General features: G+C 62.7%; 9 protein-coding genes. All 9 read left to right on the top strand.

The genetic code is table 11. The annotated features are described in order from the left end of the window. The first annotated feature begins 174 nt into the window (after positions 1 to 174). The 9 genes from purL to ydcS all read left to right on the top strand — a co-directional run bounded on the left by purL (position 175) and on the right by ydcS (position 14,838). Entirely contained in the window at positions 175 to 4,068 is a 3,894-nt protein-coding gene (gene purL / locus ACJ8HH_RS19545; protein WP_442520246.1) for a phosphoribosylformylglycinamidine synthase, read from the top strand. Positions 4,069 to 4,955: 887 nt separating this feature from the next. Further along, entirely contained in the window at positions 4,956 to 6,392 is a 1,437-nt protein-coding gene (locus tag ACJ8HH_RS19550; protein ID WP_033635614.1) for a sensor histidine kinase, read from the top strand. Between the two features lie 3 nt (positions 6,393 to 6,395). Continuing rightward, entirely contained in the window at positions 6,396 to 7,268 is an 873-nt protein-coding gene (gene qseG, locus ACJ8HH_RS19555) for a two-component system QseEF-associated lipoprotein QseG (RefSeq protein ID WP_052475427.1), read from the top strand. Next, positions 7,265 to 8,605: a two-component system response regulator GlrR gene (gene glrR, locus ACJ8HH_RS19560; protein WP_033635613.1), complete on the top strand. Its 1,341-nt coding sequence runs from the start codon at positions 7,265 to 7,267 to the stop codon at positions 8,603 to 8,605. Before qseG ends, glrR begins: the two co-directional genes overlap by 4 nt. A 129-nt stretch (positions 8,606 to 8,734) precedes the next feature. Beyond that, positions 8,735 to 10,357 carry an NAD+ synthase gene (locus ACJ8HH_RS19565; RefSeq protein WP_025303930.1) on the top strand — a complete coding sequence of 541 codons (1,623 nt, stop codon included), beginning with the start codon at positions 8,735 to 8,737 and terminating at the stop codon, positions 10,355 to 10,357. Between the two features lie 11 nt (positions 10,358 to 10,368). Further along, positions 10,369 to 10,707: a nitrogen regulatory protein P-II gene (glnB, locus tag ACJ8HH_RS19570; RefSeq protein WP_004847623.1), complete on the top strand. Its 339-nt coding sequence runs from the start codon at positions 10,369 to 10,371 to the stop codon at positions 10,705 to 10,707. 400 nt (positions 10,708 to 11,107) lie between these two features. Further along, positions 11,108 to 12,031 carry a LysR substrate-binding domain-containing protein gene (locus tag ACJ8HH_RS19575; protein WP_004941365.1) on the top strand — a complete coding sequence of 308 codons (924 nt, stop codon included), beginning with the start codon at positions 11,108 to 11,110 and terminating at the stop codon, positions 12,029 to 12,031. 115 nt (positions 12,032 to 12,146) lie between these two features. Continuing rightward, entirely contained in the window at positions 12,147 to 13,610 is a 1,464-nt protein-coding gene (locus ACJ8HH_RS19580) for a gamma-aminobutyraldehyde dehydrogenase (protein ID WP_060443633.1), read from the top strand. A 73-nt stretch (positions 13,611 to 13,683) separates the two neighbouring features. Beyond that, positions 13,684 to 14,838: a putative ABC transporter substrate-binding protein YdcS gene (gene ydcS, locus ACJ8HH_RS19585; RefSeq protein ID WP_060443634.1), complete on the top strand. Its 1,155-nt coding sequence runs from the start codon at positions 13,684 to 13,686 to the stop codon at positions 14,836 to 14,838. Positions 14,839 to 14,886 lie beyond the last annotated feature (48 nt).

Below are 14,886 nucleotides of genomic sequence, written 5' to 3' on the forward strand. Positions count from 1 at the left end.
AGTGTGCAACTTTATTGACACGTTATGACAATTCGACGGTGCGGCACGCTTTTATCAATTATCCCTACGCAAACGGTTTCGTCGGCGGCGAGGATTCTCTATAATGACGCGCGTTTTCCCCTGTTGCGCCCAATGAAGCGTCTTATCCGTCGCTTCGAAGACGAGAGAACTTTGATTATGGAAATTCTGCGTGGTTCGCCCGCTTTATCGGCTTTTCGCATTACCAAACTGCTGTCCCGCTGCCAGGACGCTCACCTGCCCGTCAGTGATATCTACGCCGAGTACGTCCACTTTGCCGATGTTAGCGCACCGCTCAGTGCCGAAGAACACGCCAAGCTTCAGCGGCTGCTCAAGTACGGTCCTTCTCTCGCCGAACACGCCCCCGAAGGCCGGTTGCTGCTGGTTACGCCGCGTCCGGGCACCATTTCTCCCTGGTCTTCCAAAGCCACCGACATCGCCCACAACTGCGGTCTGCAGCAGATCGTGCGCCTGGAGCGCGGCCTGGCGTTCTACGTCAAGGCGCCCGAGCTGACGGAAACCCAGTGGCGGCAGCTCGCCGCGCTGCTGCACGATCGCATGATGGAAACCGTCTTCAGCGAACTGCAACAGGCCGAACAGCTGTTCGCGCACCATCAGCCGGCGCCGTATCAGTCGGTCGACGTGCTGGGCGCAGGGCGCGCCGCGCTGGAGCAGGCCAACGTCCGGCTCGGCCTGGCGCTGGCGCAGGACGAGATCGACTACCTGCTGAATGCCTTTACCGGTTTGGGGCGCAACCCGACGGATATCGAACTTTATATGTTCGCGCAGGCCAACTCCGAGCACTGCCGCCACAAGATTTTCAACGCCGACTGGATCATCGACGGCGAACAGCAGCCTAAATCGCTGTTCAAAATGATCAAGAACACCTATGAGCAGACGCCGGACTATGTGCTGTCGGCGTATAAAGACAACGCCGCCGTGATGGAAGGCTCGCAGGTCGGCCGCTTCTTCGCCGCGCCGGAGACCGGCACCTACGATTACCATCAGGAAGACGCGCACATCCTGATGAAGGTGGAAACCCACAACCACCCGACGGCGATCTCGCCGTGGCCGGGCGCCGCGACCGGCTCCGGCGGCGAGATCCGCGACGAGGGGGCTACCGGCCGCGGCGCCAAGCCGAAGGCCTGCCTGGTGGGCTTCTCGGTGTCCAACCTGCGTATTCCCGGCTTTGAACAGCCGTGGGAGCAGGATTTCGGCAAGCCGGAACGCATCGTCACCGCGCTGGATATCATGACCGAAGGCCCGCTGGGCGGCGCGGCGTTCAACAACGAATTCGGTCGTCCGGCGCTGCTGGGCTACTTCCGTACCTATGAAGAGCGCGTCAACAGCCACAACGGCGTTGAGCTGCGCGGTTACCACAAACCGATCATGCTGGCGGGCGGCATCGGCAACATCCGTGCCGATCACGTGCAGAAAGGGGAAATCACCGTTGGCGCCAAGCTGGTGGTGCTGGGCGGCCCGGCGATGAATATCGGCCTGGGCGGCGGCGCGGCGTCGTCGATGGCGTCCGGCCAGTCCGACGCCGATCTGGACTTCGCTTCGGTGCAGCGCGACAACCCGGAAATGGAGCGCCGCTGTCAGGAAGTGATCGACCGCTGCTGGCAGCTGGGCGATCAGAACCCGATCCTGTTCATCCATGACGTCGGCGCAGGCGGCCTGTCCAACGCCATGCCGGAGCTGGTGAGCGACGGCGGCCGCGGCGGCCGCTTCGAGCTGCGCGATATCCTCAACGACGAGCCGGGCATGAGCCCGCTGGAAGTGTGGTGCAACGAATCGCAGGAACGTTACGTGATGGCGATCGCCCCGGCGCAGATGGCGCAGTTCGACGAGATCTGCCGCCGCGAGCGCGCGCCTTATGCGGTGATCGGCGAAGCGACCGAAGAACAGCACCTGACGCTCAACGACCGCCACTTCGACAACCAGCCGATCGACATGCCGCTGGATGTGCTGCTCGGCAAGACGCCGAAAATGTCCCGCGACGTCACCCGCCTGCAGGCGAGCGGCGAGGCGGTGCAGCGCGAGAACATCACGCTGGCCGACGCGGTGAAACGCGTGCTGCATCTGCCGGCCGTGGCGGAGAAAACCTTCCTGATCACCATCGGCGACCGCACCGTTACCGGCATGGTGGCGCGCGACCAGATGGTCGGCCCGTGGCAGATCCCGGTGGCCGACTGCGCGGTCACCACCGCCAGCCTGGACAGCTATTACGGCGAAGCGATGTCGCTCGGTGAACGCGCGCCGGTGGCGCTGCTGGACTTCGCCGCCTCCGGCCGCCTGGCGGTCGGGGAAGCGCTGACCAACCTGGCCGCCACCGAGATCGGCAGCCTGAAGCGCGTGAAGCTGTCCGCCAACTGGATGGCCGCCGCCGGCCACCCGGGCGAAGACGCCGGCCTGTACGAAGCGGTAAAAGCGGTGGGCGAAGAACTGTGCCCGGCGCTGGGCATCACTATCCCGGTGGGTAAAGACTCCATGTCGATGAAGACCCGCTGGCAGGAAGGCAACGAACAGCGTGAAATGACCTCGCCGCTGTCGCTGGTCATCACCGCCTTCGCCCGCGTGGAGGACGTGCGCCACACCGTGACGCCGCAGCTGCGCACCGATAAGGGCGACAGCGCGCTGCTGTTGATCGACCTGGGCAACGGCCATAACGCGCTGGGCGCCACCGCGCTGGCGCAGGTTTATCGCCAACTGGGCGACAAGCCGGCCGACGTGCGCAACGTCGCGCAGCTGGCGGGCTTCTTCAACGCCATGCAGCAGCTGGTGGCCGATCGCGCGCTGCTGGCATACCACGATCGCGCCGACGGCGGCCTGCTGGTGACGCTGGCGGAGATGGCCTTCGCCGGTCACTGCGGCGTGGACGTCAACCTCGACGGCCTCGGCGACGATGCGCTGGCGGTGCTGTTCAACGAAGAGCTGGGCGCGGTGATCCAGGTGAGCGCCGAACGTCTCGACGACGTGAAGCAGGCGTTCGCTCAGCACGGTCTGACCGACAATGTGCATCACATCGGCAGCGTGCAGGCCGGCGATCGTTTCGTCATCACCCAACACGGCCAGGCGCTGTACAGCGAAAGCCGCAATACACTGCGCACCTGGTGGGCGGAAACCACCTGGCAGATGCAGCGCCTGCGCGACAACCCGGCGTGCGCCGATCAGGAACATCAGGCCAAGCAGGATGAACAAGATCCCGGCCTGAATGTGAAGCTGACCTTCGCACCGCAGGAAGACATCGCCGCGCCGTACATCGCCAAGGGCACTCGCCCGAAAGTGGCGGTGCTGCGTGAGCAGGGGGTGAACTCCCACGTTGAAATGGCGGCGGCGTTCCACCGCGCCGGCTTTGATGCGGTGGACGTGCACATGAGCGATCTGCTGGCGGGGCGCCGCGATCTGCAGGACTTCCACACGCTGGTGGCCTGCGGCGGCTTCTCTTACGGCGACGTACTGGGCGCCGGCGAAGGCTGGGCGAAGTCTATCCTGTTCAACGAGCGGGTGCGCGACGAGTTCGAAGCGTTCTTCCACCGTCCGCAGACGCTGGCGCTGGGCGTGTGCAACGGCTGCCAGATGATGTCCAACCTGCGCGAGCTGATCCCGGGCGCCGAACACTGGCCGCGCTTTGTGCGCAACCTGTCGGATCGCTTCGAGGCGCGTTTCAGCCTGGTGGAAGTTGCGGCCAGCCCGTCTCTGTTCCTGCAGGGCATGACCGGTTCGCGCATGCCGATCGCCGTTTCCCACGGCGAGGGGCATGTTGAAGTGCGCGATGCGGCGCATCTGGCCGCGCTGGAAAGCCACGGCCTGGTGGCGCTGCGTTTCGTCAACAACGCCGGTCAGGTGACGGAAACTTACCCGGCCAACCCGAACGGTTCGCCGAACGGCATTACCGCCGTGACCAGCGCCAACGGGCGCGCCACGGTGATGATGCCGCACCCGGAACGCGTGTTCCGCACCGTCAGCAACTCCTGGCACCCGGAAGAATGGGGCGAGGACAGCCCGTGGATGCGCATGTTCCGCAACGCCCGTAAGCAGCTGGGCTAAAAACGGCCACCGCCGTACAGAGGGTGCAAGCAATTGCGCCCTTTTTTATGGCCGGCGTTCGCCGTCTGGCGGCAGTGTCTGCATTTTGCGACAGGCGCTATTTTCCCTGTCGCTAAATGGAGACATTTAACTATTTGATTTTATTAATGGTAAATGGGTTTGGCTTTAGTTGTCTGCATTTGGCGACAGCGCGGCGTTTTTTTCATCGCTCATCGGGGCATGATGCACAAAGAAATTTGCTGATATAATCTTATTTTTTAATAAAATCATCTGGTTATTGTTTTTATTGCAAAGTTGGCACGTAACGTGCATTATTCTCGGCGGCTGCTCATTCACCTTTTTATGACGGCGTCGTAATTAGACGGCAAATCGCCTCATAAGCCTCCGAATGATGCCAAAGAAATGGTGCCTATCGTCCAACCAAACCGATAACAGACCGTGCAAACGGCTTTATCAAGCATCGGGCGACACGTGGAGTGAGGCACCGCCTGTATCCAACTGTGATGAAGGGTTCATCAATCCTGGATACTTACGGATGCTATTCGTCCTGTTCGATGCCAGCCGCTGCGCTACATCACCCTGGGGACGAGGTTTAAGGGCATCCACACTTTCCTTGCGTTGGGGCAAGTTTCTTGCCCCGATGTCAATTCTCAACGCTGCGCTTATCCCTGTTGCGTTGCCTATGCCCTCGAACGCAGACGCTATCCCCACCCTCTCGTTTTCGCACCGGTTGATGTTGCCGGGGCCGCATGCCGTCGGCAGGCCAGGCCTATGGGCGCGGTTCACCGATCCCGCGGCTTTTTCCTTGCGCGTTCAGGATTCTCCCTTGCCGGGCTTTTCTCTTTCCGGCGAGTCAGTTAGCATCGTGACAGAGCTGAGAGAATGAGATGATTTCGTTGAAAAGATGGCGTTTATTCCCCCGTTCGCTGCGGCAATTGGTGCTGCTGGCCTTCCTGTTGGTGCTGCTGCCGCTGCTGGTGCTGGCCTATCAGGCCTACCAGAGCCTGGATCACCTCAGCGCGCAGGCGGCGGACATCAACCGCACCACGCTGGTGGACGCGCGGCGCAGCGAGGCGATGACCAGCGTGGCGCTGGAGATGGAGCGCAGCTATCGTCAGTACTGCGTGCTGGTCGATCCCACGCTGCAAAAGCTGTATCAGAACCAGCGCAAGCAGTATTCGCAGATGCTGGACGCCCATGCGCCGATTCTGCCGGACGAGCGCTATTATCAAACGTTGCGCCAGCTGCTGACCCAGCTGGCGGCGATCAAATGCCATAACAGCGGGCCGGATCAAGAGGCTTCCGCCTTGCTCGAGTCGTTCTCGCGCTCCAACGCCGAAATGGTGCAGGCCACGCGCGCGGTGGTGTTCTCGCGCGGCCAGCAGCTGCAGCAGGCCATCGCCGAGCGCGGCCAGTTCTTCGGCTGGCAGGCGCTGCTGCTGTTCCTGGTCAGCGTGCTGCTGGTGGTGCTGTTCACCCGCATGATCATCGGGCCGGTCAAGGCCGTGGAGCGGATGATCAACCGTCTGGGGGAAGGGCGCGCGCTGGGCAGCACCGCGTCGTTCAAAGGGCCGCGCGAGCTGCGTTCCCTGGCGCAGCGCATTATCTGGCTGAGCGAGCGGCTGGCGTGGCTGGAATCGCAGCGCCACGAGTTCTTGCGCCATATCTCGCACGAGCTGAAAACGCCGCTGGCCAGCATGCGCGAAGGCACCGAGCTGCTGGCCGACGAGGTGGCGGGGCCGCTGACTTCCGATCAGAAAGAGGTGGTGACGATCCTCGACAACAGCAGCCGCCATCTGCAGCAGCTGATCGAACAGCTGTTGGATTACAACCGCAAACTGGCCGATGGCCCGGCGGCACATGAGAACGTCGAGCTGCGCGAAATGGTCGATTTGGTGGTCGCCGCGCACAGTTTGCCGGCGCGGGCGAAGATGATTTCCACCGAAATTGCGCTGGAGGCGGAAATCTGCTGGGCAGAGCCTACGCTATTAATGCGCGTGCTGGATAATCTCTATTCCAATGCGGTGCACTACGGCAAGGAATCCGGTAACATTTGGATCCGCAGCCGTCAGGTTGGACAACGGGTGCAAATCGACGTCGCCAATACCGGCACGCCGATCCCCGAGGCTGAAAGAGCCATGATTTTCGAGCCTTTTTTCCAGGGTAGTCACCAGCGAAAAGGGGCGGTAAAAGGAAGCGGACTGGGGTTGAGCATCGCTCAGGACTGTATCCGTCGCATGCGCGGTGAGCTGCAACTGGCGACGGTCGCCGGTGCAGACGTCTGCTTCCGCATTGAATTGCCGTTAACCGCCGAGAATGAATAAATAATGTACACATGGTCTAAGCGCCTTCGTCTTTCACAGACCGAAGGTTCACCGCGTGCCACGCACAGGACGCCGCTCGGCAAACGCCCGATCGGCTGGTTGGGCGCCGTCTTCTTTATGCCGCTGTTGCTGGCGGGCTGCGTCGATCGCGCCGTCAGCGGCGGCCTGAACGCTCAGCAGCAAGAGGCGATCCCGGATACCAAGGTGATCGATTACCGCACCGCGGCTTGCGATACCCTGTGGCAGTTGGACGACAAGGACGCGCTGGATAACGCGCTCTACTGGCTGCGCGCGATGGACTGCGCCGATCGCATCGGGTCGACCCAGGCGCGCGCGCTGGCGAAAACGGTGCCTGGCGACAGCTGGTCCGGCGTTTTCAAACAGAGCATCCTGTTGGGCAGCGCGCAGCCGACCTCCGGCGAGCGCCGCCAGATGATTGACAGGATCAACAGCTACCGAATGGAGTTCCCCGGCTCGTTGCGGCCGCTGACGCAGCTGTGGCGCCAGCAGCAGATGCTGCAGATCACGCTGTTCGATGAAAAAGCGCGCTATCAGCATCTGCAGGAGAGCAGCGACAGCCAGATCGATTCGCTGCGCCAGAACCAGGCGCGTTTGCAATCGCAGCTGCAGGACACCTCGCGCAAGCTGGAAAACCTGACCGACATCGAGCGCCAGCTCTCTTCGCGCAAGCAGCTGCAAGGGGAAATCCCGGAAAACAACACAGGCTCGCAAAAGGGCGAAGCCGCCGGTAAAAACGGCGCGGCCGCCAAAGGGGCGGAGCCGCAGGACGAACCGGAAAAGGGCACCGCGCTGCCGGTTGAACCGGAAGACACCTATACGCCGCCCCCTGCCAATAAGGAGTCTCACGCGCAATGACCGCACGCAAACCGGCCAACCTGCTCTTGGTTGACGACGATCCCAGCCTGCTGAAGCTGCTGGGCATGCGTCTGACCAGCGAAGGTTTTCACGTCACCACCGCCGAAAGCGGCCAGGAAGCGCTGCGCCTGCTGGCGCGCGAACAGATCGATCTGGTGATCAGCGATCTGCGTATGGACGAGATGGACGGCATGGCGCTGTTCGCCGAGATCCAAAAGCATCAGCCGGGCATGCCGGTGATCATTCTCACCGCGCACGGTTCGATTCCCGATGCGGTGGCCGCCACCCAGCAGGGGGTGTTCAGCTTCCTGACCAAACCGGTGGATCGCGATGCGCTGTACAAGGCGATCGACGAAGCGCTCGCGCTGTCGGCCACCCCGGCCGGCGACGACGCCTGGCGCGAAGACATCGTCACCCGCAGCCCGCTGATGCTGCGCCTGCTGGAGCAGGTGAAAATGGTGGCGCAGTCCGACGTCAGCGTCTTGATCAACGGCCAGAGCGGCACCGGCAAAGAGGTGGTGGCGCAGGCGATCCACGCCGCCAGCCCGCGCGCCGGCAAGGCGTTCATCGCCATCAACTGCGGCGCGCTGCCGGAGCAGCTGCTGGAGTCCGAACTGTTCGGCCACGCCAAGGGCGCCTTTACCGGCGCGGTCAGCAGCCGCGAAGGGCTGTTCCAGGCGGCGGCGGGCGGCACGCTGTTCCTCGACGAGATCGGCGATATGCCGCTGTCGCTGCAGGTGAAGTTGCTGCGCGTGCTGCAGGAGCGCAAGGTGCGGCCGCTAGGCAGCAACCGCGATCTGGACATTGACGTGCGCATCATCTCCGCCACCCACCGCGATCTGCAAAAGGCGATGGCGAAGAACGAGTTCCGCGAAGATCTCTACTATCGCCTCAACGTGGTGAACCTGAAGATCCCGGCGCTCAACGAACGCGCCGAAGATATCCCGCTGTTGGCCAACCACCTGTTGCGCGAAGCGGCCCAGCGGCACAAGCCGTTCGTGCGCAGCTTCTCGACCGACGCCATGAAGCGGCTGATGACCGCCAGCTGGCCGGGCAACGTGCGTCAGCTGGTCAACGTCATCGAGCAGTGCGTGGCGCTGACCTCGGCGCCGGTGATCGGCGAAGCGCTGGTGGAGCAGGCGCTGGAAGGGGAAAACACCGCGCTGCCGACCTTCGCCGAAGCGCGCAACCAGTTCGAATTGCACTACCTGCGCAAGCTGCTGCAGATCACCAAGGGCAACGTGACCCAGGCCGCGCGCATGGCGGGCCGCAACCGCACCGAGTTTTACAAATTGCTGTCGCGCCACGAGCTGGACGCCAACGATTTTAAAGAATGACAGTTTGCCGCCGGCGCCTGCCACGCAGGTTCTCAACAAATCCGGCGGAATGATTTACACTCCGTTCTCTTTGCCGCGGCGCGCCCGGCGTAGAGCACCATGGAACGTATTAAGCGGGATCGTACACAAATGAGCAGATCACTTTCCATCGCCCTGGCCCAGCTGAACCTGCTGGTCGGCGACATTGAAGGCAACACCGAACGCATGTTGCAAATCGTGCAGGAGCAGCAGAAGGCGGGAGCCGATCTGGTCATGTTCAGCGAACTGGCGCTGTCCGGCTACCCGCCGGAAGATCTGCTGTATCGTAATGACTTCTATCAGCGCTGCGACGCGCAGCTGCTGCGCCTGCAGCAGGCCTCCGCCGAGACCGCGATCCTGGTCGGCCACCCGTGGCGCGAAGGCGACAAGCTGTATAACGCACTGTCGCTGTTCGCCGAAGGCCGCCTGCTGACCCGCTACTTTAAACAGCAGCTGCCGAACTACGGCGTGTTCGATGAGAAGCGCTATTTCCACGCCGGCAACGACACCTGCGTGGTGGAGCTGAAAGGCTACCGTCTGGGGCTGCTGATTTGCGAAGATCTGTGGTTCCCTGAGCCGATCGACGCCGCCAAGGCGGCCGGCGCGGAAATTATCCTGTCGATCAACGCCTCGCCGTATAACCGCGAAAAGCCGTATATCCGCAAAACCCTGATGGCCGGCCACTGCCAGCGCACCCAGCTGCCGCTGGTGTACCTCAATCAGGTCGGCGGCCAGGATGAGCTAATTTTCGACGGCTGTTCCAAGGTCTTCGACGCCGCCGGGACCATGACCCACCGTCTGGCGGCCTTCGACGAGCAGGTGACCCGCCTGGAATTCAACGAGCTGGCCGTGGTGCCGATGGCCGATCCGGCCGCCGAGCTGCCGCAGCTGGCGCAGGTGTACCAGGCGCTGGTGTTGGCGGTGCGCGACTACGTGACCAAAAACGGCTTCAAAGGCGCGGTGCTCGGCCTGTCCGGCGGCATCGACTCGGCGCTGACGCTGGCGATCGCCGTAGATGCGCTGGGCAAAGACAAGGTGCAGGCGCTGATGATGCCGTTCCGCTATACCGCGGATATCAGCATCGCCGACGCTAAGGAAGAGGCGGAAATCCTCGGCGTGGAGTTCGATATCGTCTCCATCGAACCGATGTTCGACGCCTTTATGGGCCAGCTGTCGCCGATGTTCGCCGGCACCGAGCGCGACACCACCGAAGAAAACCTGCAGGCGCGTTGCCGCGGGGTGGTGCTGATGGCGCTGTCCAACAAACGCCGCAGCATCGTGCTGACCACCGGCAACAAGAGCGAAATGGCGGTCGGTTACGCCACGCTGTACGGCGATATGGCCGGCGGTTTCGACGTGTTGAAAGACGTGCCGAAAACGCTGGTGTTCAAGCTGTCCGAATACCGTAACACCGTCTCCTACGTGATCCCGCAGCGGGTGATCGATCGTCCGCCGTCCGCCGAGCTGGCGCCGGATCAGGTCGATCAGGACAGCCTGCCGCCGTACGATATCCTGGACGCGATCCTGGAAGGCTACGTTGAGCGCGACAAGTCGGTCGCCGATCTGGTGGCCGAAGGGTTCGACGAAGCGATCGTGCGCAAGGTGATCCGCCTGGTGGACATCAACGAATACAAGCGGCGTCAGGCCGCCGTCGGGCCGCGCATCACCGCCCGTAACTTCGGCAAAGACCGCCGCTACCCCATCACATCCGGTTTTGGCCGCAAAAATTGGTAAAAGGAAAGAAGATGAAAAAGATCGACGCGATTATCAAGCCGTTCAAACTGGATGACGTCCGCGAAGCGCTGGCCGAAGTGGGCATCACCGGCATGACGGTCACCGAAGTGAAAGGCTTCGGCCGCCAGAAGGGCCACACCGAGCTGTACCGCGGCGCCGAGTACATGGTCGACTTTCTGCCTAAGGTGAAGATCGAGATCGTGGTTGCCGACGACATCGTCGACACCTGCGTGGAAACCATCATGCAGACCGCGCAGACCGGCAAGATCGGCGACGGCAAAATCTTCGTCTTCGACGTGGCGCGCGTGGTGCGCATTCGTACCGGCGAGCAGGACGAAGAAGCGATTTAATGTGATCGTCTACCGAGCACCGCCAGCTTGAGCCTGGGCAGTGCTCGGTCTCCTCACGTACTGCGTGTACGCTCCGGGCCCTGCGCGCTGGCCGTGCCCAATCTGGCCGGCGCTCGCTACGCCCCACACCTCAGTGAACATCTCCCGACCTCTCCACAATTCTGGTTATTTTCACCATTAGCATTCTAAAAAAGCGAACGCTATCGCGTTTTTGATACTTTGCCCGATCGCTTTTTTCGCGGGATCTACAATCAATCTAACAATCTTGATTGAGGTGATCCCCAATGAATTTCAAGTTGCGGCTAGGCGGCAAGGGCGTGCATCCCCAGGAGCTTACTCAAGTAAGTGACTGGGGTAAGCGCACGCAGACAACAACGCAGCGGCTTGAAAGGCGATGGGGATGATGACGTTACGCCAAATCCGCCACTTCATCGCGGTGGCGGAAACCGGGTCGATCTCCGCCGGCGCCCAGGCGGTGTTTGTCTCCCAGTCTTCGCTGACGCTGGCGATCCAGCAGTTGGAAACCGAGATCGGCGTGCGGCTGTTCGATCGCCACGCCAAGGGCATGACGCTGACCCATCAGGGGCATCAGTTTCTGCGCCAGTCGTATCTGATCCTGGCGACGGTGGACAACGCCAAGCGCAGCCTGCAGATCGGCACCGAAAGCCTGACCGGCAAGCTGACCGTCGGCGTCACCAGCCTGGTGGCTGGCTACTTCCTGGTGGAGCTGCTCACGCGCTTTAAATCGGCCTATCCCAACGTCACCGTGCAGGTGGTTGAAGACGAGCGCCCGTATATCGAGCATCTGCTGGTCAGCGGCGAGATCGACATCGGCGTGCTGATCCTGTCGAACATCGAAGACCGCGACGCGCTGCAGACCGAGGTGCTGATGCACTCGCCGTATCGCCTGTGGTTGCCGCCGCTGCACCCGCTGCTGGAGCACGAGAGCATCAGCCTGGCGGACGTGGCCAAACAGCCGCTGATCCAGCTCAACGCCGATGAAATGGACGTGCACGCGCGGCGCATCTGGGCGCGCGCCGGGCTGAAGCCGGAGATCGCCATGAAGACCGCCTCGACCGAGGCGGTGCGCAGCCTGGTGGCGGCGGGGATGGGGGTCTCCATCCAGCCGGACATGGCGTACCGCGCCTGGTCGCTCGAGGGCAACATGATCGAGGCGCGCAAGCTGGACGATCTGCTGGAGCCGCTGGACATCGGGTTGGCGTGGCGGCGCGGCAGCGCGCGGCCGGAGCTGGTGACGCCGTTCCTTACCATCGCGCGCGAGAACGGCAGCAAACACGCCGCCGGGCTTAAGCATTCGATTTAATCGAACGCGGCGTTCAGTATTTAGAATTTGTTGCCCGCCAGAGGCTCGCTTAGGCTGATTAAAACTAACTTATTCACATTTAGTTAACGTTTTTGTCACTTAGGGGCGTCAGGCGATGGCAGATGTGCAGGTTCTCTCAGGTTTGTCCTGTCAGCAGTTCATTAACGGTCAGCTTATCGACGGCGAAGGCCAGCAGGAGTGCATCGTCAATCCGGCCAACGGCGAGACGCTGATCGTCCTGACCGAAGCCTCTTCGGCGCAGGTCGGCAGCGCGGTGAAAGCCGCGCAGCAGGCGTTTGGTCACTGGTCGCGCACCACGCCGGCCCAGCGCGCCGCCCTGTTGCTGCGCATTGCCGACGCCATCGAGCGGCAGGCGCCGCAGCTGGCGCAGCTGGAAGCCCTCAACTGCGGCAAACCGCTGCATCAGGCGCTCAATGACGATCTGCCGGCGGCGGTCGACGTGTTCCGCTTTTTCGCCGGCGCGGTGCGCACGCAGCAAGGGCAGCTGGCCGGCGAGTATGTGCCGGGCCACACCTCGATGATCCGCCGCGATCCGATCGGCGTGGTGGCCTCGATCGCCCCCTGGAACTATCCGTTGATGATGGCGGCGTGGAAGATTGCGCCTGCGTTGGCGGCGGGCAATACCGTGGTGTTTAAACCCTCCGAACATACGCCGCTGACCATTCTGGCGCTGGTGCCGGCGCTGCAGGAGATCCTGCCGCCGGGCGTGCTGAATATCGTCTACGGCGGCGGGGAAGGGGTCGGCAGCCAGCTGGTAGGGCACCCACAGGTGCGGCTGGTGTCGGTCACCGGCGATATCGTCACCGGGCAAAAAATTCTTCAGGCGGCGGCCAAAAGCGTCAAGCGCACCCATCTGGAACTGGGGGGCAAGGCGCCGGTAATCGTCTGCGACGACGCCGATCTCGACGAGGTGGTCAACGGCATCCGCACCTACGGCTATTACAACGCCGGCCAGGACTGCACCGCCGCCTGCCGCATCTACGCGCAGGCGGGTATCTATCCCAAGCTGGTGAACGCGCTGGGCGAGGCGGTCGCCAGCCTGCGCTTCGCCCGCAAGCGCGATCAGGACAACGAGATCGGCCCGTTGATAAGTAGCCGCCAGCGCGATCGCGTCGCCAGCTTCGTCGAGCGGGCGCTCAGCCAACCGCATATCGAATTGATCACCGGCGCCGCGGCCCACTCCGGGCCGGGATTCTATTACCAGCCGACCCTGCTGGCGGGCTGCCTGCAAAGCGACGAAATCGTGCAGCGCGAGGTGTTTGGCCCGGTGGTCAGCATCACGCGCTTCGAGCACCTGGAACAGGCGGTGGCGTGGGCCAACGACTCGGAATACGGCCTGGCTTCGTCGGTGTGGACGCAAAATATCGATCGGGCGCTGCACATTGCCGCCCATCTGCAGTACGGCAGCACCTGGATCAACACCCATTTCACCTTGGCGAGCGAGATGCCGCACGGCGGCCTGAAACGCTCCGGCTACGGCAAGGATCTGTCCAGCGATTCGCTGCAGGATTACAGCGTTGTCAGGCACGTAATGGCGAAGTTCAAAGCCAGCTTCTAGCGGTTCTATAAAGCAAAATCGGGCGGCAGCCGTTCCCTGCCGCACACAGATACGCAACACAGGGGTAATTACGATGAGAAAAACTACCGCAGTCACCACCACCGTCTCCGCGCTCTGTCTCACCGTGCTGTGCGGCCTGGCCCAGGCGGCCGATCTGCCGCAGTCGCTGGGCAAAGGCGAAGGCCGGCTGGATATCATCGCCTGGCCCGGCTACATCGAACGCGGCCAGTCCGACAAAAACTACGACTGGGTCACCCAGTTTGAAAAGCAAACCGGCTGCGCGGTGAACGTGAAGACCGCCGCCACCTCCGATGAAATGGTCAGCCTGATGGCCAAGGGCGGCTACGATCTGGTGACCGCCTCCGGCGACGCCTCGCTGCGCCTGATCTTCGGCAAGCGGGTGCAGCCGATCAATACCGCGCTGATCCCGAACTGGAAGAACATCGATCCGCGCCTGCTGAACGGCGCCTGGTACACCGTGGACGGCAAAACCTACGGCACGCCGTACCAGTGGGGGCCGAACCTGCTGATGTACAACACCAAAACCTTCCCGACGCCGCCGGACAGCTGGGCGGTGATCTTCCAGCAGCAGAATCTGCCGGACGGCAAGAGCAATCAGGGCCGCGTGCAGGCTTACGACGGCCCGATCTACATCGCCGATGCGGCGCTGTTCCTGAAGGCCACCCAGCCGCAGCTCGGCATCAGCGATCCTTACCAGCTCAACGAAGAGCAGTATCAGGCGGCGCTGAAGCTGCTGCGCAGCCAGCACGCGCTGATCCACCGCTACTGGCACGACACCTCGGTGCAGATGAGCGACTTTAAAAACGAAGGCGTGGTGGCCTCCAGCGCCTGGCCGTATCAGGCCAACGCCCTGAAGGGCGAGGGGCAGCCGATCGCCACCGTGTTCCCGAAAGAGGGCGTGACCGGCTGGGCAGACACCACCATGCTGCATGCCGACGCCAAACACCCGAGCTGCGCCTACCAGTGGATGAACTGGTCGCTGGAGCCGAAGGTGCAGGGCGACGTGGCGGCCTGGTTCGGGTCGGTGCCGGCGTCACCGGCGGGCTGCAAGGCCAGCGCGCTGCTGGGTGAGAAGGGCTGCGCAACCAACGGCTTCAACCAGTTCGACAAAATCGCCTTCTGGAAAACGCCGCAGGCGCAGGGCGGCAAGTTCGTGCCGTACAGCCGCTGGACCCAGGACTACATCGCCATCATGGGCGGCCGCTAAGCCGCGGGGCGCAGCCCGCTGCGCCCGAACTACATCAGTATGGAGCAC

Source organism: Serratia sp. CY32780 (genome assembly GCF_052169135.1).
In the GTDB taxonomy this organism is placed as follows: domain Bacteria; phylum Pseudomonadota; class Gammaproteobacteria; order Enterobacterales; family Enterobacteriaceae; genus Serratia; species Serratia sarumanii.